We start from the raw sequence: 23,519 nt of genomic DNA on the forward strand, positions 1-23,519 counted from the left end.
GCGTGGGCCGAGTCTTAGGATCGTCAGGTGCCGTCGCTGGCAGCGCTTCTGGACCTAACGGATGAGCAGGCGCGCGCCGAGTGGGGGCGCATTTTGCAGAGGGAATGGCGACCACGGCAAGAGCCGTACCGCACGGTCGAACTCGTCTTGTGTTGCGCGTTGTTTCGCGTCGTCGACCCGCATCGCTTCGGCGGGCAGAACATTCATCTAATCCCGGGCGACGTGACCCGCTTGGCGGACTTGTTCAAGCGATCTTCGAAATCGATCAACATCAAGATGCTGAATCTCGATGGATCGTATGCAAATGGTGCCGCCTGCGACGTGCCGTTCTTCGACCAGATGGCAGCGGACCCTATCCACCTCGCCGAGCTCTACGAGCGCGTGCTGCTTGCAGCACGGCACATGGGCATCGGCCCGGAACGTCTACCGGACTTCCTCGAAGATGACATCGCGGACGGGGCGATGCTGATCGGCCAAGCCGGCTTACCTCATCGCCCCCTCATCGAAGCCGCGGAAACCCTTGCGGCCAAGCTCAGGGCAAGGCAGTTGGCTGCCGACGAAGGTCAGACATTCCGCGTTGCCGAGCAGCAGATCCGGCTCGGGCAACACCGGTTCGCCAAAGAGGTCCTCGCGAACTACGGGCACCGGTGCGGCTTCTGTGACTTCGCACCGCGTTCGCTGCCGCGAAAGGGACTTCTTATCGCGTCTCACATCAAGCCGTGGGCGGCTTGCGATGATTCCGAACGGCTTGATGCCTCAAACGGAATTGCCGCTTGCCCTATGCACGACACCGCATTCGATGCGGGCCTCATCACCGTCAACGGCGGCCTGCGGGTGCATCGAGCACATCAGTTGCAGCAGAGCCGTCAGACCGATCAGGGAGTCGAGCGCAACTTCGGGCGCACACTCCGGAGCCGTTTGCGTTCACCTGACGGCGCAGCTCCTTCTGCCTCCTACCTGCGGTGGCACCAGAAGTACATCTTCCTTGACACGCTCTGAGTCGAACGCTCACCAGTGGGCAAGGGGAATCTCCGTCGGAAACGACCCAGGCAGGCCGCTCCCGCCATGCGCCATCGGCACGTCGATACCTTGCACCACCGCGAGGCCGGGCTCGACGGGACCCAAACGCTCTTCAACGTCATCCTCGTCGTCGATGGACCGGCACACGAAGTACATGCAGGCAAGGTGATCTTGAGGGAATGAGAAGACGAAGATCGCGACCGCGCCGACATTCTCCGGATCGCGCAATGAGGACGGCGGGTCCTCGCTTACGCGTAAGTGCAGTTCAGGCCTCGTGTGACTCCAGGTCGTCGCTGGGCGCCAGCCGAGCTCACCGGTCGATCTGACACCGTACGAATCGCAGAGCACCACCGGTCGCGGCGGCACCTCAGAGCTAGCGAGATGTCCGGGAGCGAGCGCCTCCCACAGAGCACGAGGCAAGCGGATGCTGCCTGGAAGGTCATCGACCGTACATATGTCGCCGAGGGACAACCGTTTAGCGCAGAGAAGCGAATTGCTCGGCAGCACCTCATCAAGCCAGCCGGAGGCATCTGCGGTCCGCATCAGTCCTGGCATAGCACGCCACGATCACCACCGGCAGCTATCACAGCATGCGGCGGGAGCGGAAGTTCTCGTGGTAGCGGCTGGGGGTGGGACCGCGCTGGCCCCGGTACTTGGATCCCAGCAGCTCGGCACCGTAGGGGTGCTCGGCCGGCGTGGTCATCTCCATGAAGCTGATCTGGCAGATCTTCATGCTCGGGTACAGCGTGATCGGCAGGTTGGCCACGTTGGACAGTTCGAGGGTCAGGTAGCCGTCCCAGCCGGGATCCACGAAACCGGCCGTGGTGTGGATGAGCAGGCCGAGACGCCCGAGCGACGACTTGCCTTCGATGCGCCCGACCAGATCGTCGGGAACTGCCACGCGTTCGAGCGTGGAACCCAGCGCGAACTCGCCGGGGTGCAGGATGAACGCGTCGCCCGCGGCGACCTCCACCTCCTCGGTCAGATCGGTCTGGTCTTCGATGACGTCGATGACTCGACGGGTGTGGTTGCGAAAGACCCGGAAGGTGGCATCCAGCCGCAGATCCACCGATGAGGGCTGCACGGCTGCGTCGCCCAAGGGTTCGATGATGATGCGGCCCTTCTCGAGCGCTTCACGGATGCTCCGGTCCGACAGGATCACCTCGGCTCCCTTCCGTCTGAATAGGCTCCGGCCTCATTCTGCGGGTGTAGTTCAATGGCAGAACTTCAGCTTCCCAAGCTGATAACGGGGGTTCGATTCCCCTCACCCGCTCACCTCACCCCGCCAGCAGCGTCGCGAGCGCCCAGATCGCTGCGACCAGTCCTACGAGTGCGAGCGGCACTGCCCGCCGTGCCGGCGCCCGCACCGGCGCTCCCCCATCGCCGACACGCCGCGGGCGCACCATGGCCGCCAGGTTGCCCACCAACAGCGCGCCGCCCAGTGCCAGCACGAGATACGGGATGAGATCGTCGCCGAGGAACATCGTGCTGCCGCCGTCAGCGGCCAGCATGTGGGCGGCACTCAAGAAGCAGTCCTCGGCCATCGGCTACTCGTGCGCCATGTCGGCGAAGAGCGTGTACTGCGGCATGAATGCCAGTCGCGCGGTACCGGTGGGCCCGTTTCGGTGCTTCGCGACGATGATCTCCGCCATGCCTCGATCGGCAGTGTCCTCGTTGTAGATCTCATCGCGGTAGATGAACATGACGATGTCTGCGTCCTGCTCGATCGAACCCGATTCACGCAGGTCCGACAGCATGGGCCGCTTGTCGCTGCGCGATTCCAGGTTCCGGCTCAGCTGCGAGAGCGCCACGATCGGCGTCTCGAGCTCGCGGGCCAAGATTTTGAGGCCGCGTGAGATCTCCGCGATCTCCACCTGGCGGTTCTCGGCGTTCGCCCGCCCGCTCATGAGCTGCAGGTAGTCGACCACGATCAGACCCAGACCGCCCAGCCGGCTGCGCAGCCGCCGGGCCTTGGCACGAATCTCGGTGACGGTCACGTTCGGGTTGTCGTCGATCCACATCGGCGCGTCACCCAAGCGACCCACGCTGCGCGTGATGTGATTCCACTCGTCGGCGCGCAGCTGGCCCGTTCGCACCCGCGTGGCATCGACCCGTGCGTCGGAGGCCAGCAGCCGGCCCGTCAGCTCGGCATGGTTCATCTCCAGCGAGAAGAGCAGCACCGGCTGCTGCAATTCCAAGGCCACGCTGGATGCCATCGTCAGCGCCAGCGACGTCTTGCCCATCGCGGGCCGGGCACCCACGACGACCAGCGACGACGGCTGGATCCCCGCCAGGATGCGGTCGAGCGAGGAGAAGCCGGTCGCCAAGCCCGAGAACGCATCGCCCCGCTCGTACAGCTCCTCCAGCCGGTCCAGGCTCTCGTCGAGCAAGTCGTGCAGGGACTGGGTGGAGTCGACAATGCGGCGCTCGGCCACGCTGAACACCAACGACTCCGCCTGGTCGATGGCCGCAGCCGTGTCGTCGGGGCGACTGTGCGCCAGCTCCGAGATCTCCGACGAGACCGCGATCAGGCGCCGCAGCAGCGCGGTGTCTTCCACGATGCGCGCATAACGGTCGACGTGGGTGAGCGTCGGCGTGGCGGCTTCGAGCGCCAGCAGGCGATCGGCGCCCCCGGCCGCGGCGAGGTTGCCGCTGCGCTCGAGCTGATCGGCAACGGTCAGGCAGTCGACGGGTTCGGAGGAGACGTAGAGCGACTCGATCGCCTCGAACACGAGTCCGTTCGCGGGCATATAGAAGTGATCCACGGCGAGACGTTCGACCGCGGCGCCGATGGCATCGTTCGAGAGCAGCATCGCCCCGAGCACCGATTCCTCGGCGTCGATGTTCTGCGGTGGGATCCGCCCGCCAGGTCGGCGGGGCGCGTCCATCGATAGCTCGGCGAGACTCACGGCTGTCTACCTTGCCGCGAGATCCCTGCGGATCGCTTGGGCACAGGAGGGGGAATTCCCGTGGAATTCTCCGGCGATGACTGTGCACAACCGCCGGGTTGTCCACAGGCTTCGGTCTGGTTTCGAGGCACGCCTCCAGTTCACAGGAGGGGTGTCACATGTGGGCGACGAGGCTGACGCGAACCCGCGACAGGCCCCATCCGCAGCCGCGGCTCTAGCTCAGCGCGACGACCTCGACGTTGAAGGTGAATGACACCTCGGGGTGCAGCTGTGCCGAGACCTCGTGCGTGCCGATGGTCCGGATCGGCGCTTCGATCGTCAGCTTGCGCCGGTCGACCTCGGCGCCTGTCCGGGCTGTCATCGCCGCAGCGATCTCCGCTGTCGTGACCGATCCGTAGAGATGCGTCCCCGAGCCAGCCCGGGCAGCAATGGTCACACCGTCCGCGACCAGTTCCCTGGCGACACGCTCGGCTGTTTCGCGCTCGCGCAGATCACGCGCAGATCGCGCCCGGGCCATGGCCGCCGCCTGGCTCACGGTGCCGTCCGTCGCTCGCAGGGCCAGCCCTCGCGGTATCAAGTGATTCCGGGCGAACCCGTCGGCCACGTCGATCACCGATCCGGCCGTGCCGACACCGTCGACATCGCTGCGCAGCACGACCTTCATGCCTGCTCCCCCGCCACCGCAGCAGGCGCTGGGGCAACCACCTCGTCGAGGTGCTCGTCGACCACGTCGTCGTGGTGTTCCTGCTCGTCGCCCGGCGGCCCGCCCGCTCGATCAGCGGGCGGGCGGCGGTCGTCGCCCGGTCGCTGGCCGCGTCGCTTGTCGCCCCGTCGCTGTGTCATCGGCCGGCGCGCATATTCGATTAACGCCATCTCGCGGGCGGTCTTGATCGCCCGGGCCACCTCGCGCTGCTGCTGGCGATTGTTGCCCGAGACACGCTGGGCCCGAATCTTGGCTCGCTCGGAGACAAACGACCTGAGCAGCTCGACGTCCTTGTAGTCGACGTAGGACACCCCAGCCGTGGTGAGCGGGCTGACCTTGCGCCGACGCGGACGGCTCCGCAGGTCTTTCGCACGGGCCCGACCGGTTCGCTTGCGTGGTGGCATTAGAACGGTTCCTCCTCAGGTGACTGTTGTGGTGCGCTGTCGCCGGACTCCCAGCCGCCGCCGCGGCGCTCGCGGGATCCGCCCCCGTCGCCGGCCGGGCCTCGCGGGATCCGGGTGATCTCGGCAGTCGCCCAGCGCAGCGATGGCGCAATCTCGTCGGCAACGATCTCCACAACGCTGCGCTGGTCGCCGTCTGGTGTCTCCCAGCTGCGCTGCTCAAGCCGCCCGGTGACAACCACGCGGTTGCCCTTGGCCAGCGACTCGCTGACGTTCTCGGCAAGTTCGGCCCAGCAGACGACGTTGAAGAAGCTGACTTGCTCCTCCCAGTCGTTCGTCTGGCGGTTCATCCACCGCCGGTTCACGGCTACGCCGAGCACTGCCCGGGCGCGGCCGGTCTGGGTGAATCGAAGTTCAGGATCGCGGGTGAGATTGCCCACCACGGTGATGGTGTTGTCAGCCATGACGCCTCCGCTTAGTGGCTGTTGGTCGACCCCTCGTCGAACAGTCCGCGCCGTTGCGCTTCGTCGTCGGGGAGTCGGATGAGCTTGTGGCGGACGATGTCGTCCGCGATCCGCAGGTACCGCTCAACCGGGTCCATCGCTCCGGGCTCAGCCCGCAGCTCGATCACCGAGTAGTAGCCGCGTGTCTTGTGGTTGATCTCGTACGCAAAGTCACGCAAACCCCAGAAATCGAACGAGGCCACCTCGCCGATCTCTGAAATGCGGCCTTGGACTTCATCCATGGCCTTGCGGGCTTCAGCGTTCTCCAGGTCACCATCGCAGATGACCATCAGCTCGTACGCGCGCAATTGGGGGCGACCTCCTGTGGACCCGCCGGGGCGGGGCCCCTTGCGGGGCAGGGATATGTTCTTGCACCCACCCTGCGAACCCGGCCCCAATGAGCAGGCTTGCTGCAAGCGTCGCAGACGCCTGTGGCTGGACGGGCACGCAAATGCCCGTGGTGCGCTCGCAACGCTAGGCGCCGCGCTCATCGATCACACCCTGAATTACTCGCGCGTCACCGCGCGCGGACAGCTCTAGGGCGGGTACTGCAAGGGATCCAGCACTGCCGCAAACAGCTCACCCGTCGCCGTCGCAACGTCGATCGCGGGCGCTGCCGGAGTCGAGGTGATCCGTACCGCGGCGGTGTAGTGGGTGGTCCATCCGGCGAACCATGCGTCACCGGTCGCTGTTGAGATTCCAGCGCGGCCGATCGCCGGTACGCCGGACGGCAGCGTGAGCGAGTTCATGCCGGCACGCAACTCGGTGATCGATGTCGCTGCGGGGACCTGGGCGTGGTGCATCGGCCATCGATCTGTGTCTCGGTCGGGCAGCGATCGGCTCGGCGGCCTGTCGCCTGCTTCGAGCACGATCCGCGGTGTGCGCCGCTCCCCATCGGTTGCGGCGACGCTGAACGCTGCTGCAACCTGCGCCACGTCGCCAACTTGCAGGATGGTGCCGACCGACGTCTCGTCGTCGACGATCCACTCCCCCGCGACGTCTGCTGCCGGACCGAGCAGATCGCCGAGCGGCCGCTGTCGCAACGCGGCTTCGAACTCGACATTGCCGGCCGTCGAGGCCTTGGCGGCACTCACGAGCACGCGCACATCGCCGCTGCGGTCCAGCACGGCAACGTCGGCGCCGACTGCGAGGCCGGCGGTGCTGTCGAGCTGGGCACGAATGGCCTGTACCGCGGCGCGTTGGGCAGGCACGTCGACGCTCGTCGTGACGTGCAGCCCACCAGTGACCACTCGATGAATGCCGTACCGCTCGACGAGCTCGGCATACGCCTGCCCAACCGCGGCCGTCAGGCCGGCCTCGGCGATGAGCAGCCGGACGAACCCGCCCGCCGCGGCATCCAGGGCGCCATGGTCCGAGGTGCCCTGGCCCGCCGCGCCGATACCGAGAGCGGCCGCCGGACGAATGCCGGCAGCGACCGGTTGGGATCGCCCCGTCGCCAATTCGTCGGCCGTGAGCAGACCGTGCTCGTACATGGTCAGCAGCACCCGGTCGCGATCTTGCCGGGCCGACCGGTACCGGTCGTCGCCAGAACCCGACACTGCATCGACGCCCCAGGGATCGTCGACGAGCGACGCGATGTAGGCCGCCTGGGTGACGGTGAGGTTCGATGCGGGAATGCCGTACCAAGCGTTGGCTGCGGCATGAACTCCGTAGGCGCCACGACCCAGGTACACGATGTTGGCGAAGCGCTCAAGAATCTCCGGCCGGCTGAGGTGACGACCCAGCCTCAGCTCTGCCAGCAGCAGGCGCGCCTCGCTCGCAGCGCCGTCGTGAGGGTCGTGCACGGTGTCGAGATACCTACGCATAATGCTGTCGCTCTCTGGATCCGGTTCTCCCCAGAGTCGCCGCAGCGCCGCGGCGTACGCCCCGGCATCGACGCCGTCACGCTCCAGGAAGCTCGGGTCGAGCACCGCAACCAAGGCATCGACCAGCGCAGGTGCCATGTCTTCCAGGCCCAGCGATGCGTGCGGGACGCTGGGGCCGATTTCGGCAATCGGTGTCCCGTAGCGGTCATAGAGCACGCTCGGCACTACCGTCGCGTGCTGCGGTGGCGAGGGGAGACTGTCCAGCAGCCGGCTTCCGGTGCCTGCTGCAATCGCCAACGCCAGCACAAGCCACAGGAGCCATCGAGCCCAGCGCTGGCGAGCGGGCATCCGGCGCAGAGTACCGCGAATTCGCTGGCCGCTCGGGTCCGGGACTCAGCTGTTGCGACCGATTTGTACGCTCGACCCGGTGACATCGAACCCTGCGGGATCGACCCCGGCTCGGGAGCCACAACCGGGCACACAGGTGCTGAGCGACGACGATCGGCGCAAACTCCTGGAGCGAATTGAGCCGCTGGCAGCAGCGTTCACCGACGCGGGACACCGGTTCTTTCTGGTCGGCGGTCTCGTCCGCGACGCGCTGCTCGGTCATGGACTGACCGGCGACATCGACGTCACGACCGACGCAGTCCCCGACCAGATAGCGGAACTCGCAGCCAGCTGGGCAGACACCGTCTGGGATCAGGGCAAGCGCTTCGGCACCATCGGCGCTCGCCGAGGCAGCACGACCGTGGAGATCACCACCCATCGGGCCGAGTCCTACGACAGCGGCTCGCGCAAGCCGCATGTGCGCTTCTCCGACGATGTCGCGACGGACCTGAGCCGGCGCGACTTCACCGTCAACGCCATGGCGATCGAACTCCCCGATTGGTCGCTGCTCGACCCCTTCGACGGCTTGACGGACCTGGCGGACGGTGTTCTGCGCACACCATCGCCGCCGGAGGGCTTGTTCGCCGACGACCCGCTGCGGATGCTGCGCGCGGCCCGGTTCAGCGCGCAGCTCTCGCTCCTCGCTACGCCGGAACTCGTCGCGGCGGTGCGCAGCTCGCGCCCGCGGCTGGCCATCGTGTCGCGCGAACGCATCGAGGCCGAACTCACGAAGCTGCTCGAACTGCCTCAACCCTCCGCCGGTGTCCGTTTCTTGGACGACACGGGCCTGCTGGCAGATCTTCTGCCGCCATGGCGGCATGCCGATGCCGCATTGCCAGCTGCCGCGCTGGACGACGTTGCTCATCTCGGCGACCGGGTGGCACTGCGCTGGGCCATCCTGCTCGGACCCGTGTGCGACGAAGACGCCGCAACCCGATGCCTGTCCGCGCTGCGCTGCGACAACGCGACCCGCAAGAAGGCTGCAGCGATCCTCCGAGCTACGCGAGCACTCGAGACAGCCGCCACGCGCGCAGCGACCGACGACACAGCTCGGCGAACAACCGCACGGCAACTGATCGCAAATCACGAGCCGGAACTGGACGCCGCAGCCGCTAGCTTGACTGCATGGGGCCAAGCCGTCCACGGCCCATTCGTCGCGGAGCTTGCCGAGGTTCGAGCAACCGAGGGCGACCGTCTCCGGCATCTGCCGATCGACGGTCGTCGCGTCATGGAAGTGCTCGGAACCTCAGGTCCAGCAATCGGCGAAGCCCTGGCCTGGCTACGCGCCCAGCAGATCGAACACGGCCCATTGGATGCTGACGAGGCTTGCCAACTGCTCACAGCCTGGAACCAAGGCCGGGAGCACTAGGGGCCGGGGGCGTTTGAACCAGCGCACTAGCGTGAGCCGCGTGGCGCTCCAGCCTCGCATCGCACCCGAGCCCGCCCCGGCGGTACCTGGATCGGTTGACTACCGGCTCAGGCGGCGACGCCTGCTCGCAGATGTAGAAGCGGGCGTGGTGTCACGTGCCGAGGCATGCGACGCCCACCCCGACCTGCTGCGAGCCGCTCGCAACGCCGCCCCGCCGCTCGGCCGACGCTGCCGGCTGTGCCCCGACGGCGACTTGCGCATCGTCGGCTACGTCTTCGGCCCGCGCATGGGCAGCGGGGGCAAGTGCGTGCTCTCCGACGCAGAACTCCAGCGTGTCGCCCAGCGCAACGGCAACTTCATGGCCTACGAGCTCGAGGTGTGCCCGGAGTGCGGCTGGAATCACCTCATCCGGAAGTACCCGCTCGGCGCCGGTTGATCCGGCGTACGGGGCCGCAGCTGCGGCGACCCGGTGGCAGCAGTGAGAGTTTCTGGCATCCTCCGATGAATCCTGATCGAGAATTCCAGTAGGTGACGATGAAGTTTGAGCTTGGCGACCGCGTGATCTACCCCCACCACGGTGCAGCGGAGATCATGGCCCGGGAGGAGCGAGACGAATTCGGCGAGGCCCGCGAGTACTTGGTGCTGAAAACCGCGCACGGCGACTTGACCGTGAAGGTCCCCGCCGACATGGTCGACGAGGTCGGCATGCGGCCGCCGATCGACACCGATGACGTCGAGGATCTCTTCGAGCTGCTCGCCAAGAAGGACGTCCGCGAGCCAGCCAACTGGAGCAGGCGCTTCAAGAATCACCAGGAGAAGCTGAAGTCCGGCGACATCTACCAAGTTGCCGAAGTAGTCCGGAACCTCGCACTGCGCGAGAACGCCAAGGGTCTCTCGGCCGGCGAGAAGTCGATGCTGGAGAAGTCCCGCCAGATTCTCGTCTCGGAACTGTCCATCAGCATGGACGTCACCGAGGACGAGGCCCGCCAACAAGTGGAATTGCGGCTCGCCGGCTGAGCGGGCAGCGATCGGGCGCCACCATGCGCCGACAGCAAGGCGCCGCGGCGGCAGCAGCCGGCATCGGCGTCTCACGCCTGTCAGGCCTCGCTCGCACAGCACTCGTCACCAACGTTCTCGGGATCGGCACTATCGGCGATGCCTTCGCCGCGGCGATGCGCATCCCGAACTTCCTCCAGAACCTGCTGGGCGAGGGCGCGCTGTCGGGCGCATTCGTTCCCGCCTACAGCTCGCTGACCGAGCGCGACGAGCGAGCGGCGGGGCGATTGGCCGGCGCCATCGCCACGTTCCTGGTCGCGATCACTGCGGCCGCTGCGCTGATCAGCATTTTTGCCGCACGGCCCTTGGTGCGGCTCATCGCCTGGGGGTTTGTGGGCGAGCGCTTCGAGCTCACGGTCACGCTCGTGCGCATCACGGTGTGCGGCACGGCGTTGGCGGTGCTCAGTGCATGGTGCCTCGGGGTGCTCAACAGCCACCGGCGCTTCTTCCTCTCCTATGTGGCGCCGGTGGTGTGGAACGCGACCCAGATCGCCGTGTTGGTCGGCGTGCTCGCATGGGGGGTGGCGGGCGCCGACCGCGCGACCGCATTGGCCTGGGGCGTGACTGCCGGCGCAGCGGCCCAGGTGCTCGTGCAGTTGCGGGGTGTCTGGCGGGCCGACCCGCGGATCTCCCTGAACTTCGGTTGGAGGGAGCCGCACGCCGCCGGGGTCATCAAGCGGTTCGGGCCTGCGGTGGCCGGTCGCGGGGTACTGCAGATCTCTGCCTTCCTGGATCTCGCGCTGGCTTCACTGCTCAGCGTGGGAGCCGCAGCAGCGATGGCCGCTGCGCAGACGCTGTACCTGCTGCCGCTGAGCCTGATCGGCACCAGCATCGCCGCCGCCGAGCTGACCGAGCTGAGTCGGATCCGCGAACCCGCCACGATTGCGGAGCGCACGTCTGCACGCCTGTGCGCAACGGCATTCGGCGTCTCCGGCGTAGTGGCGATCTACTTCGCCGCCGGCGGACCGCTTACCGATTCTGTGTTCAATCTCGCCGGGCTGCGCACGGCGATCGCAGACGATGACATCACCCTGATCGCCTTGGTGCTCGGTGCCTACTCGCTCGGACTGGTGCCGCTCGTGGCGTCGAGGCTGTGCCAGAACGTGCTGTTCGCCGCGCGCGACACGCGCACGGCGGCCACCATCGCGGCGATCCGGCTGGCTGTCTCACTGGCTGTCGGCGCGGCGCTGATGCTGCCGCTGGACCGGGTGCTCGTGGTCGAGGGTGCTCTCACCGGATTCGGTGACATCGATCTGTTCTCGCTGGAGTCGACATGGTCGCTGCTGGATTCGGGGATCCGCTCAGATGCCGCACTGCCCGCCCGCCTGGGCGCGGTAGGCCTGGCGCTCGGTGCGGCGGTGGGCGCCTGGGTCGAACTGGGGCTGCTGCGTCGAGCGGTCATGCAACGCCGTCCTGCTCGGGCTGGCATGCCAACGGCGGCCGACTGGCCGGCGGGGCGGCTGTTCGGGGGCGCGATTGCGCGTCATCTGGTGCCAGCAGCCGTGACGTTCGTTGTCGGTCTGGGGGTCACGCTCGTGCTGGCGCCAGTGCCTTCCGTGCTGCGAGTCGCAGTTGCCGGCGTGACCATGGCAGGGCTTCACCTTGGCTGCGGGCTGGCGCTCCGACTGCCCGTGGCCCGAGCACTAACTTCGCAACTGTCCCGCGTGGCACCGAAGCGCGCGCAACGCTCGCACGACACGACGCACGCAGACGCCCGCACCGAGCCAGACGAGTCCTCCACCGACGACAACGAAGGAAGCTGAGCCGCAATGACAGCGCAAGCCCCAGTGCACATCATCACCGACAGTTCCTGCGACCTCAGCGAAGAGGTCGCCGCAGGCCTTGGCGTCACGGTGGTTCCGTTGGAGATCCGGTTCGGCATGCAGTCGTTCACCGATCGCGTGGAACTCAGCACGGCCGAGTTCTGGACGCGCTGCCGGAACAGCGACGAGCTTCCGTCCACCGCCGCGCCCTCCCCCGGTGCCTTCGCGCAGGCATACCAGCGTGCTGCAGACGCCGGCGCGAGCGAAGTGGTCGTGATCACGCTCAGCGGGGATCTCTCTGCAACGATCGAAGCCGCGCAACAGGCGGCATCGGAGCCGCCGAGCGGGCTCATCTGCCATGTGGTGGACAGCCGAACAGTCAGTGCCGGTCTCGGGCTGCTGGTCATCGCTGCCGCAGAACTTGCCGCCACCGGCGCCGATGGATCGCAGATTGCCGATGCCATACGGGCGTCAGCACAGCGAGTCCGCGTTCACGCCGCGCTGGACACATTGGAGAATCTGCGCAAGGGCGGCCGCATCGGCGCTGCGCAATCGCTGCTCGGCTCAGTCCTGTCGATCAAGCCCTTGATCACCGTCACCGACGGCCGCGTCGAGCCAGCGGGCAAGCAGCGAACACGCACTCGCGCACTCGCGCACCTGGTCGACCTGGTGGCCACAGAGGGCCCGAACATCTCGGTGATCGCGGTGATGCATGCGGACTGTGACGACGTCGACGATTTTGTGGCGCGGATCGCGCCGCTCACCGACACTGAGCCCAGGGTGATGCTGATCGGTCCCGTGGTCGGAGCACACGCAGGTGTGGGCACCATCGGCGTGGTCTTCATTACGAAGGAGTGACCGACACCGGCTCGAACGAACGGTACGAGCGGCACGAACTGCTGCAGCCGGGCGCAGTCGAAACGTGGTCCGGCTTGGATCGCACGCTCAATCGACCGGTCACGATCCGCCGGGCAACCGCCGAGAGCGAGATAGGTCACCGCCTGCGCCTGCAGGCCAAGGCACTGGCGCGTGTGGAGCACCACGGTTTGCTGCACATCCTCGACACCTACGACGAAGCAGACCACTTTGCGATCGTCACCGAGCAACTGCCCGCGAGGATGCTCACTGACGACCTCGCGGCGCCCAATGGAGACACCAGACGCCTCGCGGCGACCGAAGCGATCCGCGTTGTCATCACCGTGACCGAGGCGCTGGCTGTTCTGCACAGCGCGGGCTTCGCCCACGGCGGCGTCGACGCCGAGTACATCGGGTGGCGCGCCGAGGTGGGATGGGTCATTCTCAACGGCCCGCCGACAGACGATGCCGTGACCATTCCCGCGACACGGCGCGCTGATCTGGCTTCGATCGCGGTGCTCGCGCACCGCCTCATCGTCGGAGCGGCACCTCAACGGCGACCCGATGGCACCTGGGAACTCGACGCTGCCGTGCCCGATGTCGTTGCCCCGGTGCTGGCACGGGCTATCAGCGCGTCGGATCCGTGGCCCGATGTCCCATCGATGCTGCTCGCGCTGCGTTCGGTCGTGGACGACCTGCCAGCGGCCGACGGCACCGGCGCCGATCGGAGGTCGGTGTGGCAGGCCGAACGGCACTGGCTGGCACCCGTCGGCGTTCTGGTAGCCGCAGCCGCGACGCTCGTGGGGGTCGCAGTGGTCATCGGGCAGCCGTCCGAACCTGCTCCGGATACATCGCCGCCGCCTCTGACTACGGCCCCGGTCGCCGGTACGCAGCCGATCGTCACGGTGGCGCCGTCGGCGACCGTGACCGCGACCGCCGTGACCGTCGCGCCGCAGACAACGCCGACAGCCCCGCCGGCACCGACGACGACCCAAGTTCGTCGCGTACCGATCCTGCTGGAGTCCATCACCGATTTCGATCCGGCAGGCGACGACCGGATCGAGCACCCCGAGCGCCTCATCTTCATCAACGACGGCGATCCGAGCACCGGGTGGAGCACGGCGCGCTACAACACCCGCGACTTCGGCGGTCTCAAAGATGGCGTCGGGCTCATCGTCGTGCTGTACGGCGACGAGCCACATTCGGTAGAGCGCCTGGTGATCGACTCCCCCACCGTCGGGTGGTCCTTCGAGCTCTACGCATCGAGCGAGCGCAATCGCACGCTGATCGATTGGGGAAGCCCAGTGGCGGCAGCGCAGGACATCACCGGTTCGACAGCGCTGGATGTGCCCGCTGCCGAGGCCGCTGCCCTGCTCGTATGGATCACCGATCTCGGTGACGAGTTGCCCAATGGCGGGCATCGGGTCACGGTTTCGCGGATCGAAGTCACCACCACGATCAGCGGAGCCGAAGCACCCCCCAGCACCGACGCCGTCACCCCCTAGCGGCGACCGCAACACTTCTCTCTCCGCTCTTGTTCGCTGGCGCTCACGGGCCGCTCGGGCCACGGCTTCGCCTCTGGCTCAGCCTCTAGGCTTCCGCCGATGATCTCGAAGCGCTCGAAGGGCTCCGGGGAGACGTCCGACGACAGCATCGACGCAGCTGTCGCTCGGTTTACCGATGCCGTCGACGCCGTGCGCGCCCGGACCAGCGGGCCGCTGATCACGGCCGCGCGAGCGCTGGTGTACGGCCTGGTCATCGTCACCGCAGCGGTCGGCGTCGTGGTGCTGGTGGCCATTGCGGCGATCAGGGCACTCGATATCGCGGTGCCGGGCGACGTGTGGTCTGCGCACCTGATCGCTGCCGGCGTATTCGGCGGTGCCGGAGCATGGGCGTGGTCCAAGCGGCGACCGCGTGCGGCGCGAGGAACATGAACAGCAGCGCTGGATCTCCTGACGCCGCTCCGCGCGACGTCATTATCGTCGGGAGCGGCCCGGCTGGACTTACCGCTGCCATCTACACCGCTCGGGCGAACTTGCGGCCGCTCGTGATCGAGGGTGAGCCGTCGTCCACCAGCGACCAGCCGGGCGGACAGCTCATGCTGACCACTGATGTCGAGAACTACCCCGGATTCCCAGAGGGCGTCCTGGGTCCTGACTTGATGGCCAGCTTCCGAGCTCAAGCAGAACGCTTCGGGGCCGAGTTCCTTACCGCGAAGGCCACTCAGGTCGATTTTAGCGAACAACCGTTTTCTGTATGGGTCGGCGACACGTGTTACCGCAGCCGCACGGTCATCGCGTCCACCGGAGCGCAGAGTCTGCTGCTCGAACTGCCCAATGAGGAGCGTCTCATCGGTCACGGCGTGTCCACCTGTGCCACCTGCGACGGTTTCTTCTTCCGGGGTCAGGAGATCGCGGTGGTGGGCGGCGGTGACAGTGCACTCGAAGAGGCCACCTTCCTGACGCGTTTCGCAGCAAAGGTGTACGTGGTGCATCGACGCGACGAGTTGCGCGCTTCGAAGATCATGCAGGATCGGGCCTTTGCCAACGAGCGGATCGAGTTCTTGTGGAACCGGCAGGTGGTGGAGATCCTGGGCGACGAGCGCCTCGAGGGCGTCATGCTCGAGGACACGCAGACGAAGCAGCGTGCGCCGCTTGACATCTCAGGGCTGTTCATCGCGATCGGGCACCGGCCGAACACTGAGCTGTTCGCGGACTGGCTCGACCGCAAGCCCAACGGTTATCTCGTGACCGAAGCTGGCAGCGCGCGCACGAACGTCGAAGGCGTCTTCGCCTGCGGTGACGTGCAAGACGACTACTACCGCCAAGCAGTGACTGCCGCCGGCTCGGGCTGCCAAGCCGCCATCGACGCCGAACGCTGGCTCGAAGCCCGAGGTCACTGAGCGCCGTCGGGCCAGACCGCAGCGGTAGCCTCGCGGCAACGACGAGATGAGGAGCCAGCGATGGCCGAAGGCATTTCCACCTTGGACGACAGCACGTTCGACGAGACGGTCGGCAGTGCTGACAGCCCTGTGCTGGTGGATTTCTGGGCCGAATGGTGCGGACCGTGCAAGATGATCGCCCCCATTCTCGAGGAGATCGCCACCGAGCACGACAACATCCGCATCGCCAAGGTCAACGTCGACGAGAGTCCCGACTTGGCCATGCGCTACCAGGTGATGAGCATTCCGACGCTCATCATGTTCCGAGACGGCGAGCCGGCCAAGCGTCTCGTCGGCGCCAAGCCCAAGAGCGCCCTGCTGGCTGAGATCGGCGAGTTCCTCTGATCCGACCGTTCGGCATCGGCGCGGCAGGTCCGCATGTTCGAGACCTGCAGCATCGGCTGACCGCGACCGGTCACTGGCACGGCCCGATCACCGGCATCTTTGACTCGGCCACCGCCGAGTCCATCAAGGCATTCCAGGCGCAGCGCTCGATCGATGTCGACGGCATCTGCGGCCCCGAGACATGGGGACTGTTGATCGAGGCGGGCCAGCGGCTGGGAGACCGATTCCTGTACCTGCGCACTCCACACCTGCGCGGCGATGACGTCGCCGAGGTGCAGCGCATGCTCAGCACGCTGGGTTTCTCGGTCGGGCGCATCGATGGGATCTGGGGCCCGCTGACTGCCACCGCGCTCGCCGATTTCCAGACGAATATGAGCCTGGGCGGTGACGGCGTCTGCGGTGGCCGAACCCTGCAGACGCTGCAGCAGCTCGTGCGACCACTCGGCGACGCATCGGTCGTCGCCCACATCACCGAGCGGCAGCGACTGGAGTCTGCCGGCGGCCAGTTGATCGGACGGCGCATCGCAGTGGGCGAAGCCGGCGGCCTCGAACCCGTTACTGCGTCGGTACGGCGCGAGATCGGGCGAGACGGCGCCGAGGTGCTGACCGTTCACCATCCTGATTGGTCAACACAGGCCGCGCAGGTCAACCGGTTCGGTGCAGCCGTCTATATCGGCTTTGAGGTGAAGTCGACCGCTCCTTCGGTCAGCTATTTCCAAGGTCGTCACTTCGTGAGCCGCGCCGGCCAGAAGCTCGCCGCCGACATCGCGGACAGATTGGAACCGATGTTCGGCCCCATTGCAACAAACGGCATGGGGCTCCCGATGCTGCGTGAGAGTGCCATGCCCGCCGTGCTGTGCAGGTTCGAACGCATCGACGCTCTGCTTGAACGTAACCGGGAAGTGGCCGACATCGTTGCCCAATCGACCCGCGATCTGCTCGCTGATCAGCCCGCTGCCTGACTGGCCAGGGAACGGCGCAACGTTCTCCCCATGTTGTCCACAGTTAGTGGACAACATGTTCAGATTGAGGCTGCGAATCTTGGCGCCGGCGTCTCTGTGATCCAAAGCTTGAGTGCGCCGGCAAACACCACTCAACCTTCAAGGGTCACTCGAAGGTTGTCTGTTAACGCCTCGTAGAGCCGGCCGAGATCGTTCATATCAGCGAATCTGATGACAATCTGACCCCCTTGGCGGCCGAGTTGTACCTCGACGGCAGTCGTAAGGGCGGCGGCCAAGGCCGATTCGACTTCCAGTACCGCGGCCGGACGATCCTCGGCGGCGGGCGGCGATGCAGTGGGTTCGTTGCCGGGCTGATCCGGCGCCGAGTCACGTTCAGACGGCGTGCTGAGGGCTCGGACTTGCTCCTCCACCGCTCGCACTGACCAGCCTTCGTCGACTGCACGTTCGGCAAGCAGTTCGAGATCGACAGGATCGTCGCAGCCGAGCAGCGCACGAGCGTGACCTGCGGAGAGCTCGCCCTCCAGCAGGTAGCGCTGCACGCTCACCGGCAATGACAAGAGCCTGAGCGAGTTGGTGACCGCCGCGCGGCTGCGACCCATGCGACGTCCGAGCTCATCGTGAGTGACGCCAAAGTCATCGATGAGCTGCCGGTACGCAGCCGCCTCTTCCAGGGGATTGAGATCCGCTCGATGAACGTTTTCGATCAGCGCGTGGGTCAGGCTGGACTCGTCGTCCGCAGCTCGAATGACGACCGGAATCGTGTCCAAGCCAATGCTGCGCGCCGCTCGCCAGCGGCGTTCGCCCGCGATGATCTCGAAGCGCCCGACGATGCCGGTCTCGCGCACGACGATTGGTTGCAAGACCCCGATCTGGCGAATCGAATCTGCCAAGGTCTCCAGTGCTGCAGTGTCGAAGTGCTGCCGGGGTTGCAGCGGGTTGACTTCGACGGCTGAAACCGGCACCTCGCGATAGGCCGATTGGCCGGTGGGGATGAGCGCGCCGAGCCCTCGCCCGAGCCCTCGTTGAGCGTTCATGTGGGGGCTCCTTCGCGACTGATCGGCGAGATGCCGTCCGGATTCGCCTGCTCCTGTTCCCAGTCCGCATGCGAACCGGGATCATGAACCGCTCGGACGCCGGCTGCCCCCATCTGACCGCCGAGCTCATGAATCTCCCGGGCGAGCTCTCGGTAGGCCACGGCGCCACGACTGTTCGGCGCGTACACCGTCACCGGTTGCCCCATGCTCGGGGCCTCCGACAGGCGCACCGTCCGCGGGATGACCACCCGGCACACCCGGTCGCCAAAGTGCCGCCGCACATCAGCCACCACCTCGGCGGCGAGCCGAGTCCTGGCGTCGTACATGACCATGACGATGGCGCTGATGACGAGGGCAGGATTCAGGCCCTCGCGCACCATCTCCACGTTGTGCAACAGCTGGCCGAGGCCTTCGAGTGCGTAGTACTCACACTGGACCGGCACCAGAATCTCGACCGCTGCGCTCAAGGCGTTGACGGTCAACAGCCCGAGCGACGGCGGGCAGTCGATGAAGATGTAGTCGTAGTCGTCAGCGATCGGGGCAAGGGCGTACCGGAGTTTCAACTCGCGACTGAAGGCAGACACAAGCTCTATCTCTGCACCAGACATCTCTAGCCGTGCCGGTGCCACGTCGAAGTGCTCGATGCCGGTCGGTTGGATGCAGTCGACAATCTCTGCCGAGCCGAGCAATACCTGGTACATCGAGGTCTCCACCGCACGCGGGTCGATGCCGGCGCCGGTAGCGGCATTGCCTTGTGGATCCATGTCAACGAGCAGCGTCTTCTGGCCCCCCTCGGCGAGTGCCGCACACAGATTGACGGCCGTCGTCGTCTTGCCCACGCCGCCTTTCTGGTTCGTCACCGCAATGATCCGGCCCATGCAGTCTCCGTTCATTGACGCCCGAGGGTCAGCGTAGGCCAGTCGTGAACCCACCGCGCGGGCCGCAGTGTTTCACGTGAAACATGCCAGGGCCCGAGCGGCGCGGCTTGCTGATGCGCGTCGTGCATCGGATACGGTTCCCCGCATCATGACGACGGCAGACGAACGCCTCGTTGCCGTGCTGAGACGCGGCCAACAACAAGGTTTTCTGGGCCCGGGCGACCTCCTGGTCCATGTGGAGCACGCAAGAGCCCACCACGCGGCGGCGCGACCGACGCCCGGTCAACGCTGGTGCGATCTCGGGAGCGGTGGGGGAGTGCCCGGACTCGTGATGGCCCTAGAGCAACCCAGTATCGAATTCGTGCTGTTGGATCGATCCCACCGACGGACCGACTTTCTCAAAACTGCTGTTCGGGACCTCGAGCTCGCCGGTCGCGTCACGATCGCGCTCGGCGATGCCACCGAACTCGCCCACCTCACCCAGCATCGCCATGTCTATGACGGCATCGTGAGCCGGGCATTTGGTCCGCCAGCCGCGGTCGCAGAGTGCAGTGCCGGCCTGCTGCGCGCGGGCGGCAGGCTCGTGGTCAGCGAGCCGCCCAACTGTGGAGAGGCGCGCTGGCCAACCGATGCCCTCGCTCAGCTCGGGATGCGTTTCGTGCGGAGAACCGCAGACGCGCCGACGTTTGCGGTTCTGGAGTGCCTGACGGCCGCCGATCCGACATACCCCCGAGCGTGGAAACAGATCCGGAAGCGACCGCTCTTCTGATCGATCGGACAGACTACGCCTCGTCGCTCGGGTTAGGAGCATCGCTCGGGCTAGACGGCACCAGCACAACGCGCCGGCGGGGTTCATCGCCCACCGAGATCGTGTCGACACCGGCGATCTCGTTGACCGTGTCGTGCACGACCTTGCGATCAGCCGCATTCATTGGCTCGAGCCCACGTTCCGTTCCGCGTTCCACTACGGCGCCGGCGAGCTCGCGCACGTACGCCTCAAGCGCCTCGCGTCGGCGCTGCCGGTAGCCGCCCACGTCAACCCGCACGCGCGCGCGGCGCACACCTGGCAGCCTGCGCTGCAGCATGGTTTTCGCGACCTCCTGGAGTGCAACGACATGGCGGCCGCGCGGCCCGATCAGCAGCCCCAGCGCCTCGTTCTCGCCCTCAAGATTGATCTCGAAGCTGTCGTCGTCTGCTGCGACGGGCACCGCCTTGGCGCTGATGCCGAATGCCGTCACCAGTCCATCCAGAAATTCCTCCACCATGGCCTGCTGTTCGGCTGTGGTTGTCTCGCCTGTCATCTTCTTCTCCTCTGATGGGATCCTTCTCACCGAGTCGCGGACTTGCACGGACCCACTTCTGGGTAGAACTGCGCGCAGTACTCTCGGTACTTCATGATCTCGCCGTCGGCCCGCACGAGCCGCGGGCGCGGTACGTAGTGCTTGCGGCTCCAGATGACCACGTCCTGTTTCACATCCTGGATCTGAAAATCCGCGACAAACTTGTTCAGGATGGGCGCTCGCATCCGCCACGGCAGAAACTTCAGGCCGGCAATCGGCCGTTTCGGTTCCCGCAGTTCACACACCGACGAGACGATGGTCAGATCGATGAGTGTGCCGTCGACCGGGGTCGCCAGTACCCAGAGCCGCGCATCCATGCCGATTGTGTGCTCCTGGAATTCAACATACGAGTAGCCCAAACCGACCACTCGCGCGACCGCTGACACCCTCAGGGAGAGCCTCCCAAGCTTGGCGATGCTGCGGGTGCTGCTGAATCCAAAACGGCTCTCGAGACACGGACCCTCGATCGTGACGGGTGCATCGCTGGTCACGTTGTCATAGCCGTGGATATAGCTCAAATGGGCAATATCGACCGAATTCTCACTGGTCTCCTGCGGATGGCCCGCGAAACGAACTGTTCTGAGTTCGAAGTCGCTCCAATCCCCGTCATTGGGGGGTGCACTGGGCAGATGCCACTGCGGCTCACGGCCCCCGACGCCCCACCAGGCGAAGATCAAGCCTCCGATGTTGCAGGTCTCAAAAAGGCGCAACCTCGCGGACCGTGCCGGGTCGCCTGAAGGTGTGGCAACGCATTGTCCTGTGACATCGAATTCGAATCCATGAAATGGGCAAACCAGTTGGCCATCGACGACCCGCGTCCCGGCCTCGGGGCTGAGATCCGATCCGAGGTGCGGACAGACGGCCTCGGCAACGCAGATATCGCCGCGATCATCACACCAAGCAACGATCTTCCGACCCATCCACATCGCCGCGTGCGGTCTCGACTTCTGCAGATCTCGATGGGCGCCGATGAAGTACCAACCCTCTGGAAAAGGAGAGAGTGAACGAATGTTCGCTGTCTCTGCCATGTCGGAAGGCATCGATCCGGCCTCCTCACGCAACATCCAGATACGGGGATATTCCGAGCAGTCGGGTACCCTACCGTGGCGAATTTGGACATCGGTACCCGTACCCGCAGCTTGAGGCAGTGACGCTTCTCCGCTCGGCATGACCAAGCGGCGGGGGGGGGGGGGTCATGGCGACTCAAGTAACAGCGACTGAGACCGACCAGGTGCTCACCCTGTGCGACGAGCTCATGCTGCTGATGCTCAATGAGGAAACCGGCTATTTCCATCAAGTGCCGGGCTGGCATTTGAGCTGTGCGATGGCGGGCGCAGCGCTGGCCGGACTGTCGCTCCGAGCACGCATCGACACCGACATGGAATCCCTCATCCTGTTGGACGAGACGCCGACAGGGAATCCGGTCCTGGATCTCGCCCTTTCCCAGATTGCCAACGAGTCGAAACAGCGCAGTGCGCAGTACTGGGTCGAACAACTCGCACCGCGCGCCGAGATGATGATCGATCTCACCTTGGACCGGCTGGTCCAGGTCCAGATCCTCGAGCATCACGAAGGCGATTTCTGGACATTGGCGCCCGCTGGCCGGCACAGCGAATATTTGTCTGACGAAGACGCGCAGACGACCGTCGAACACGTCAAAGCACGAGTTGACAAGTCGATCTTCGGAACCGATATTCCCGATTCGAGGGACATCATCATCATCGCGCTTGCGAATGTCTGTGATGTCTTGCGCTTCATCTTTGATTTTGACGAGGCAGCGGAACAACGAGTTCAACTCATCTGTCAGATGGATCTCATTGGCAGGGCAATTGCGGATGCAGTGACGCAGAATCTGGCGGGCACGGTTCAAAGCGCCGCGCTCACCAAGACGATTCCCAAGTTGCCAATCCGCCGGCTTGCCACCAATAAGCATCTCCGCGAAGGAAACGTCCCTGCGGGATTCGCACAGCTCACCGAAGAATTCGGACCGGTCTTCAAACTCAAGTCTCCGCTCGAGAAGCAGCCGATGATCTGTGTCGCCGGCCCTCGCGTCAACCGCTGGGTGCACCGATATGGCCGGATGTACCTTCGGTCGAGCGACTATCTCCGGGGCTTGGAGGAAGCATATTTTGCCGCGGGACTCTTGCCAGCAATCGACGGAGCGGATCACTTCCGCTTGCGAAAGTCCCTGCGGGCCAGCTATGGCCGTGAACGGCTGGAACACCAAATCGACGAGACCTACGGGAATGTCCGCAAGTTCATGGCGACATGGACCGTCGGCGACACATACGGCGGTGTCTCCCTGTGCCGGCAGCTCACCAACGCATGCATCACGCCAACGCTTATCAGCGTTGAGGCCGACGACGTGATGGACGACATCATCAGCTTCAAGTCACGTGCGCTCAAGACGCAGGTGATCAAGGTCATGCCGCCGTTCATGCTGCGTACGCCCGGCATGAAACGCAAGGCCAAGGCCGTTGAGGTGCTGTTTGACCGGGTAGTGCGGTCTCATACTGCAACTCAGCGAATGGGTTGTCCGCGAGATCAGGCTGATGACATCCTGAGCCTGCACAAGAGCGACCCCACATTTGTGCCCGAATCGAACCTCCGCTTCATGTTCTCGGCCGCGGTGCTGGCGAGCATGTACGCCGGCGACGAGTTGAGTTTCTTGATGTACGCCATGCTGAGTCAGCCTGACCTGCATGAACAGATTCGCGCGGAAGCCGACGCTCTGTTCGAGGATGGGAACCCGACACCGGAGGACTTCAAGTCGCCCGCTATCGATGTGACGCGGCGTTTCATCATGGAAGCGATGCGGCTCTACCCGACCATACCGATGTCGATGCGAACCGTGATGAACTCATGTGTCGTCGAGGACTTCGAATTGCCGGTCGGATCCAAGCTTCTCATTGCTACAACAGCCTGCCACTACATGGAGGAGTTGTTTCCCGATCCCTACACGTTCGATATCGATCGCTATCTGCCCTCACGCGCAGAGCACCGGACGCCTGGCTACGCTCCGTTCGGCTTGGGCACTCACGGCTGTCTCGGCTCGCACATGGTCGATCTGCAGCTCACGCTCAACTTGCTGATGGTCGCGCACTACTTCGAATTGCAGATGAAGCCGACGAACTACCGGCTCAAAATCGATGCGTTCCCGTCGCTATCTCCCAACGGCAAGCTCAAGTTCACCATCGCCAAGCAACGGCACCCGTTGCCCGTTTGAC

Annotated in this window: 26 protein-coding genes, 1 tRNA gene and 1 pseudogene; 15 read left to right on the plus strand and 13 right to left on the minus strand. The window is 65.5% G+C overall.

Annotated features, from left to right (window positions below):
- Positions 1 to 27 precede the first annotated feature (27 nt).
- The gene (locus ACOGI8_RS00345; RefSeq protein WP_419854929.1) at positions 28 to 999 is read left to right on the plus strand and encodes an HNH endonuclease; all 972 of its coding nucleotides are present in this window, start codon (positions 28 to 30) and stop codon (positions 997 to 999) included.
- Between the two features lie 9 nt (positions 1,000 to 1,008).
- Here the strand turns inward: ACOGI8_RS00345 and ACOGI8_RS00350 are convergent, their stop codons facing one another.
- A complete protein-coding gene (locus tag ACOGI8_RS00350) occupies positions 1,009 to 1,575 on the minus strand; it encodes an EcoRII N-terminal effector-binding domain-containing protein (RefSeq protein WP_419854930.1) in 567 nt (188 codons plus the stop codon).
- Positions 1,576 to 1,603: 28 nt separating this feature from the next.
- A complete protein-coding gene (gene dcd, locus ACOGI8_RS00355; protein ID WP_419854931.1) occupies positions 1,604 to 2,182 on the minus strand; it encodes a dCTP deaminase in 579 nt (192 codons plus the stop codon).
- Between the two features lie 40 nt (positions 2,183 to 2,222).
- Between dcd and ACOGI8_RS00360 the strand changes: the two genes are divergently transcribed.
- Positions 2,223 to 2,293, plus strand: a tRNA-Gly gene (locus tag ACOGI8_RS00360).
- Between the two features lie 4 nt (positions 2,294 to 2,297).
- Here the strand turns inward: ACOGI8_RS00360 and ACOGI8_RS00365 are convergent.
- The 7 genes from ACOGI8_RS00365 to ACOGI8_RS00395 form a co-directional block, all read right to left on the minus strand.
- Positions 2,298 to 2,564, minus strand: coding sequence for a hypothetical protein (locus ACOGI8_RS00365; protein ID WP_419854932.1), 267 nt, complete (start codon positions 2,562 to 2,564; stop codon positions 2,298 to 2,300).
- A gap of 3 nt (positions 2,565 to 2,567) precedes the next feature.
- On the minus strand, positions 2,568 to 3,929 hold the full coding sequence (gene dnaB, locus ACOGI8_RS00370) for a replicative DNA helicase (RefSeq protein WP_419854933.1): 1,362 nt from the start codon (positions 3,927 to 3,929) through the stop codon (positions 2,568 to 2,570).
- Positions 3,930 to 4,143: 214 nt separating this feature from the next.
- Positions 4,144 to 4,593 carry a 50S ribosomal protein L9 gene (gene rplI / locus ACOGI8_RS00375; RefSeq protein WP_419854934.1) on the minus strand — a complete coding sequence of 150 codons (450 nt, stop codon included), beginning with the start codon at positions 4,591 to 4,593 and terminating at the stop codon, positions 4,144 to 4,146.
- Positions 4,590 to 5,036 (minus strand): 30S ribosomal protein S18, encoded by a 447-nt coding sequence (rpsR, locus tag ACOGI8_RS00380; RefSeq protein WP_419854935.1) that lies wholly within the window; start codon positions 5,034 to 5,036, stop codon positions 4,590 to 4,592. Before rpsR ends, rplI begins: the two co-directional genes overlap by 4 nt.
- Entirely contained in the window at positions 5,036 to 5,497 is a 462-nt protein-coding gene (gene ssb / locus ACOGI8_RS00385) for a single-stranded DNA-binding protein (protein ID WP_419854936.1), read from the minus strand. Before ssb ends, rpsR begins: the two co-directional genes overlap by 1 nt.
- An 11-nt stretch (positions 5,498 to 5,508) precedes the next feature.
- Positions 5,509 to 5,844, minus strand: a complete 336-nt coding sequence (gene rpsF / locus ACOGI8_RS00390; protein ID WP_419854937.1) for a 30S ribosomal protein S6 — start codon at positions 5,842 to 5,844, stop codon at positions 5,509 to 5,511.
- A gap of 228 nt (positions 5,845 to 6,072) precedes the next feature.
- Positions 6,073 to 7,587, minus strand: coding sequence for a transglycosylase domain-containing protein (locus ACOGI8_RS00395; protein ID WP_419854938.1), 1,515 nt, complete (start codon positions 7,585 to 7,587; stop codon positions 6,073 to 6,075).
- A 52-nt stretch (positions 7,588 to 7,639) separates the two neighbouring features.
- Between ACOGI8_RS00395 and ACOGI8_RS00400 the strand changes: the two genes are divergently transcribed.
- From ACOGI8_RS00400 to ACOGI8_RS00450, 11 genes and pseudogenes are all read left to right on the plus strand, one after another.
- Positions 7,640 to 9,118 (plus strand): CCA tRNA nucleotidyltransferase, encoded by a 1,479-nt coding sequence (locus ACOGI8_RS00400; protein WP_419854939.1) that lies wholly within the window; start codon positions 7,640 to 7,642, stop codon positions 9,116 to 9,118.
- Between the two features lie 40 nt (positions 9,119 to 9,158).
- The gene (locus ACOGI8_RS00405) at positions 9,159 to 9,554 is read left to right on the plus strand and encodes a DUF5318 family protein (protein WP_419854940.1); all 396 of its coding nucleotides are present in this window, start codon (positions 9,159 to 9,161) and stop codon (positions 9,552 to 9,554) included.
- Positions 9,555 to 9,652: 98 nt separating this feature from the next.
- Entirely contained in the window at positions 9,653 to 10,135 is a 483-nt protein-coding gene (locus tag ACOGI8_RS00410) for a CarD family transcriptional regulator (protein WP_419854941.1), read from the plus strand.
- Between the two features lie 23 nt (positions 10,136 to 10,158).
- Positions 10,159 to 11,937 carry a murein biosynthesis integral membrane protein MurJ gene (gene murJ / locus ACOGI8_RS00415; protein WP_419854942.1) on the plus strand — a complete coding sequence of 593 codons (1,779 nt, stop codon included), beginning with the start codon at positions 10,159 to 10,161 and terminating at the stop codon, positions 11,935 to 11,937.
- Positions 11,938 to 11,943: 6 nt separating this feature from the next.
- Positions 11,944 to 12,795, plus strand: a complete 852-nt coding sequence (locus ACOGI8_RS00420) for a DegV family protein (RefSeq protein ID WP_419854943.1) — start codon at positions 11,944 to 11,946, stop codon at positions 12,793 to 12,795.
- On the plus strand, positions 12,792 to 14,297 hold the full coding sequence (locus ACOGI8_RS00425; RefSeq protein ID WP_419854944.1) for a hypothetical protein: 1,506 nt from the start codon (positions 12,792 to 12,794) through the stop codon (positions 14,295 to 14,297). Before ACOGI8_RS00420 ends, ACOGI8_RS00425 begins: the two co-directional genes overlap by 4 nt.
- 99 nt (positions 14,298 to 14,396) lie before the next feature.
- Positions 14,397 to 14,726 (plus strand): hypothetical protein, encoded by a 330-nt coding sequence (locus tag ACOGI8_RS00430; protein ID WP_419854945.1) that lies wholly within the window; start codon positions 14,397 to 14,399, stop codon positions 14,724 to 14,726.
- A complete protein-coding gene (trxB, locus tag ACOGI8_RS00435; RefSeq protein ID WP_419854946.1) occupies positions 14,723 to 15,694 on the plus strand; it encodes a thioredoxin-disulfide reductase in 972 nt (323 codons plus the stop codon). Before ACOGI8_RS00430 ends, trxB begins: the two co-directional genes overlap by 4 nt.
- 60 nt (positions 15,695 to 15,754) lie before the next feature.
- The gene (gene trxA / locus ACOGI8_RS00440) at positions 15,755 to 16,078 is read left to right on the plus strand and encodes a thioredoxin (RefSeq protein WP_419854947.1); all 324 of its coding nucleotides are present in this window, start codon (positions 15,755 to 15,757) and stop codon (positions 16,076 to 16,078) included.
- Between the two features lie 14 nt (positions 16,079 to 16,092).
- Positions 16,093 to 16,260: pseudogene (locus ACOGI8_RS00445) on the plus strand (peptidoglycan-binding domain-containing protein); the annotation flags it as partial.
- 9 nt (positions 16,261 to 16,269) lie between these two features.
- On the plus strand, positions 16,270 to 17,040 hold the full coding sequence (locus tag ACOGI8_RS00450; RefSeq protein ID WP_419854948.1) for a peptidoglycan-binding protein: 771 nt from the start codon (positions 16,270 to 16,272) through the stop codon (positions 17,038 to 17,040).
- 131 nt (positions 17,041 to 17,171) lie between these two features.
- Here ACOGI8_RS00450 and ACOGI8_RS00455 read toward each other — a convergent pair whose 3' ends face one another.
- Positions 17,172 to 18,074 (minus strand): ParB/RepB/Spo0J family partition protein, encoded by a 903-nt coding sequence (locus tag ACOGI8_RS00455; protein WP_419854949.1) that lies wholly within the window; start codon positions 18,072 to 18,074, stop codon positions 17,172 to 17,174.
- Positions 18,071 to 18,967, minus strand: a complete 897-nt coding sequence (locus ACOGI8_RS00460; protein WP_419854950.1) for a ParA family protein — start codon at positions 18,965 to 18,967, stop codon at positions 18,071 to 18,073. The genes ACOGI8_RS00455 and ACOGI8_RS00460 overlap by 4 nt, the downstream gene beginning before the upstream one ends.
- Positions 18,968 to 19,100: 133 nt before the next feature.
- On the opposite strand from ACOGI8_RS00460, the gene ACOGI8_RS00465 reads away from it, so the two are divergent.
- A complete protein-coding gene (locus tag ACOGI8_RS00465) occupies positions 19,101 to 19,721 on the plus strand; it encodes a 16S rRNA (guanine(527)-N(7))-methyltransferase RsmG (RefSeq protein ID WP_419854951.1) in 621 nt (206 codons plus the stop codon).
- A 13-nt stretch (positions 19,722 to 19,734) separates the two neighbouring features.
- Here ACOGI8_RS00465 and ACOGI8_RS00470 read toward each other — a convergent pair whose 3' ends face one another.
- Positions 19,735 to 20,253 carry a protein jag gene (locus tag ACOGI8_RS00470; protein ID WP_419854952.1) on the minus strand — a complete coding sequence of 173 codons (519 nt, stop codon included), beginning with the start codon at positions 20,251 to 20,253 and terminating at the stop codon, positions 19,735 to 19,737.
- Between the two features lie 26 nt (positions 20,254 to 20,279).
- Entirely contained in the window at positions 20,280 to 21,332 is a 1,053-nt protein-coding gene (locus ACOGI8_RS00475) for a Rieske 2Fe-2S domain-containing protein (protein WP_419854953.1), read from the minus strand.
- 155 nt (positions 21,333 to 21,487) lie between these two features.
- On the opposite strand from ACOGI8_RS00475, the gene ACOGI8_RS00480 reads away from it, so the two are divergent.
- Entirely contained in the window at positions 21,488 to 23,518 is a 2,031-nt protein-coding gene (locus tag ACOGI8_RS00480) for a cytochrome P450 (RefSeq protein ID WP_419854954.1), read from the plus strand.
- Position 23,519: the final 1 nt, after the last annotated feature.

Origin of the sequence: Candidatus Poriferisodalis sp. (genome assembly GCF_965204195.1) — a bacterium.
Classification (GTDB): Bacteria; Actinomycetota; Acidimicrobiia; order Acidimicrobiales; family Poriferisodalaceae; genus Poriferisodalis.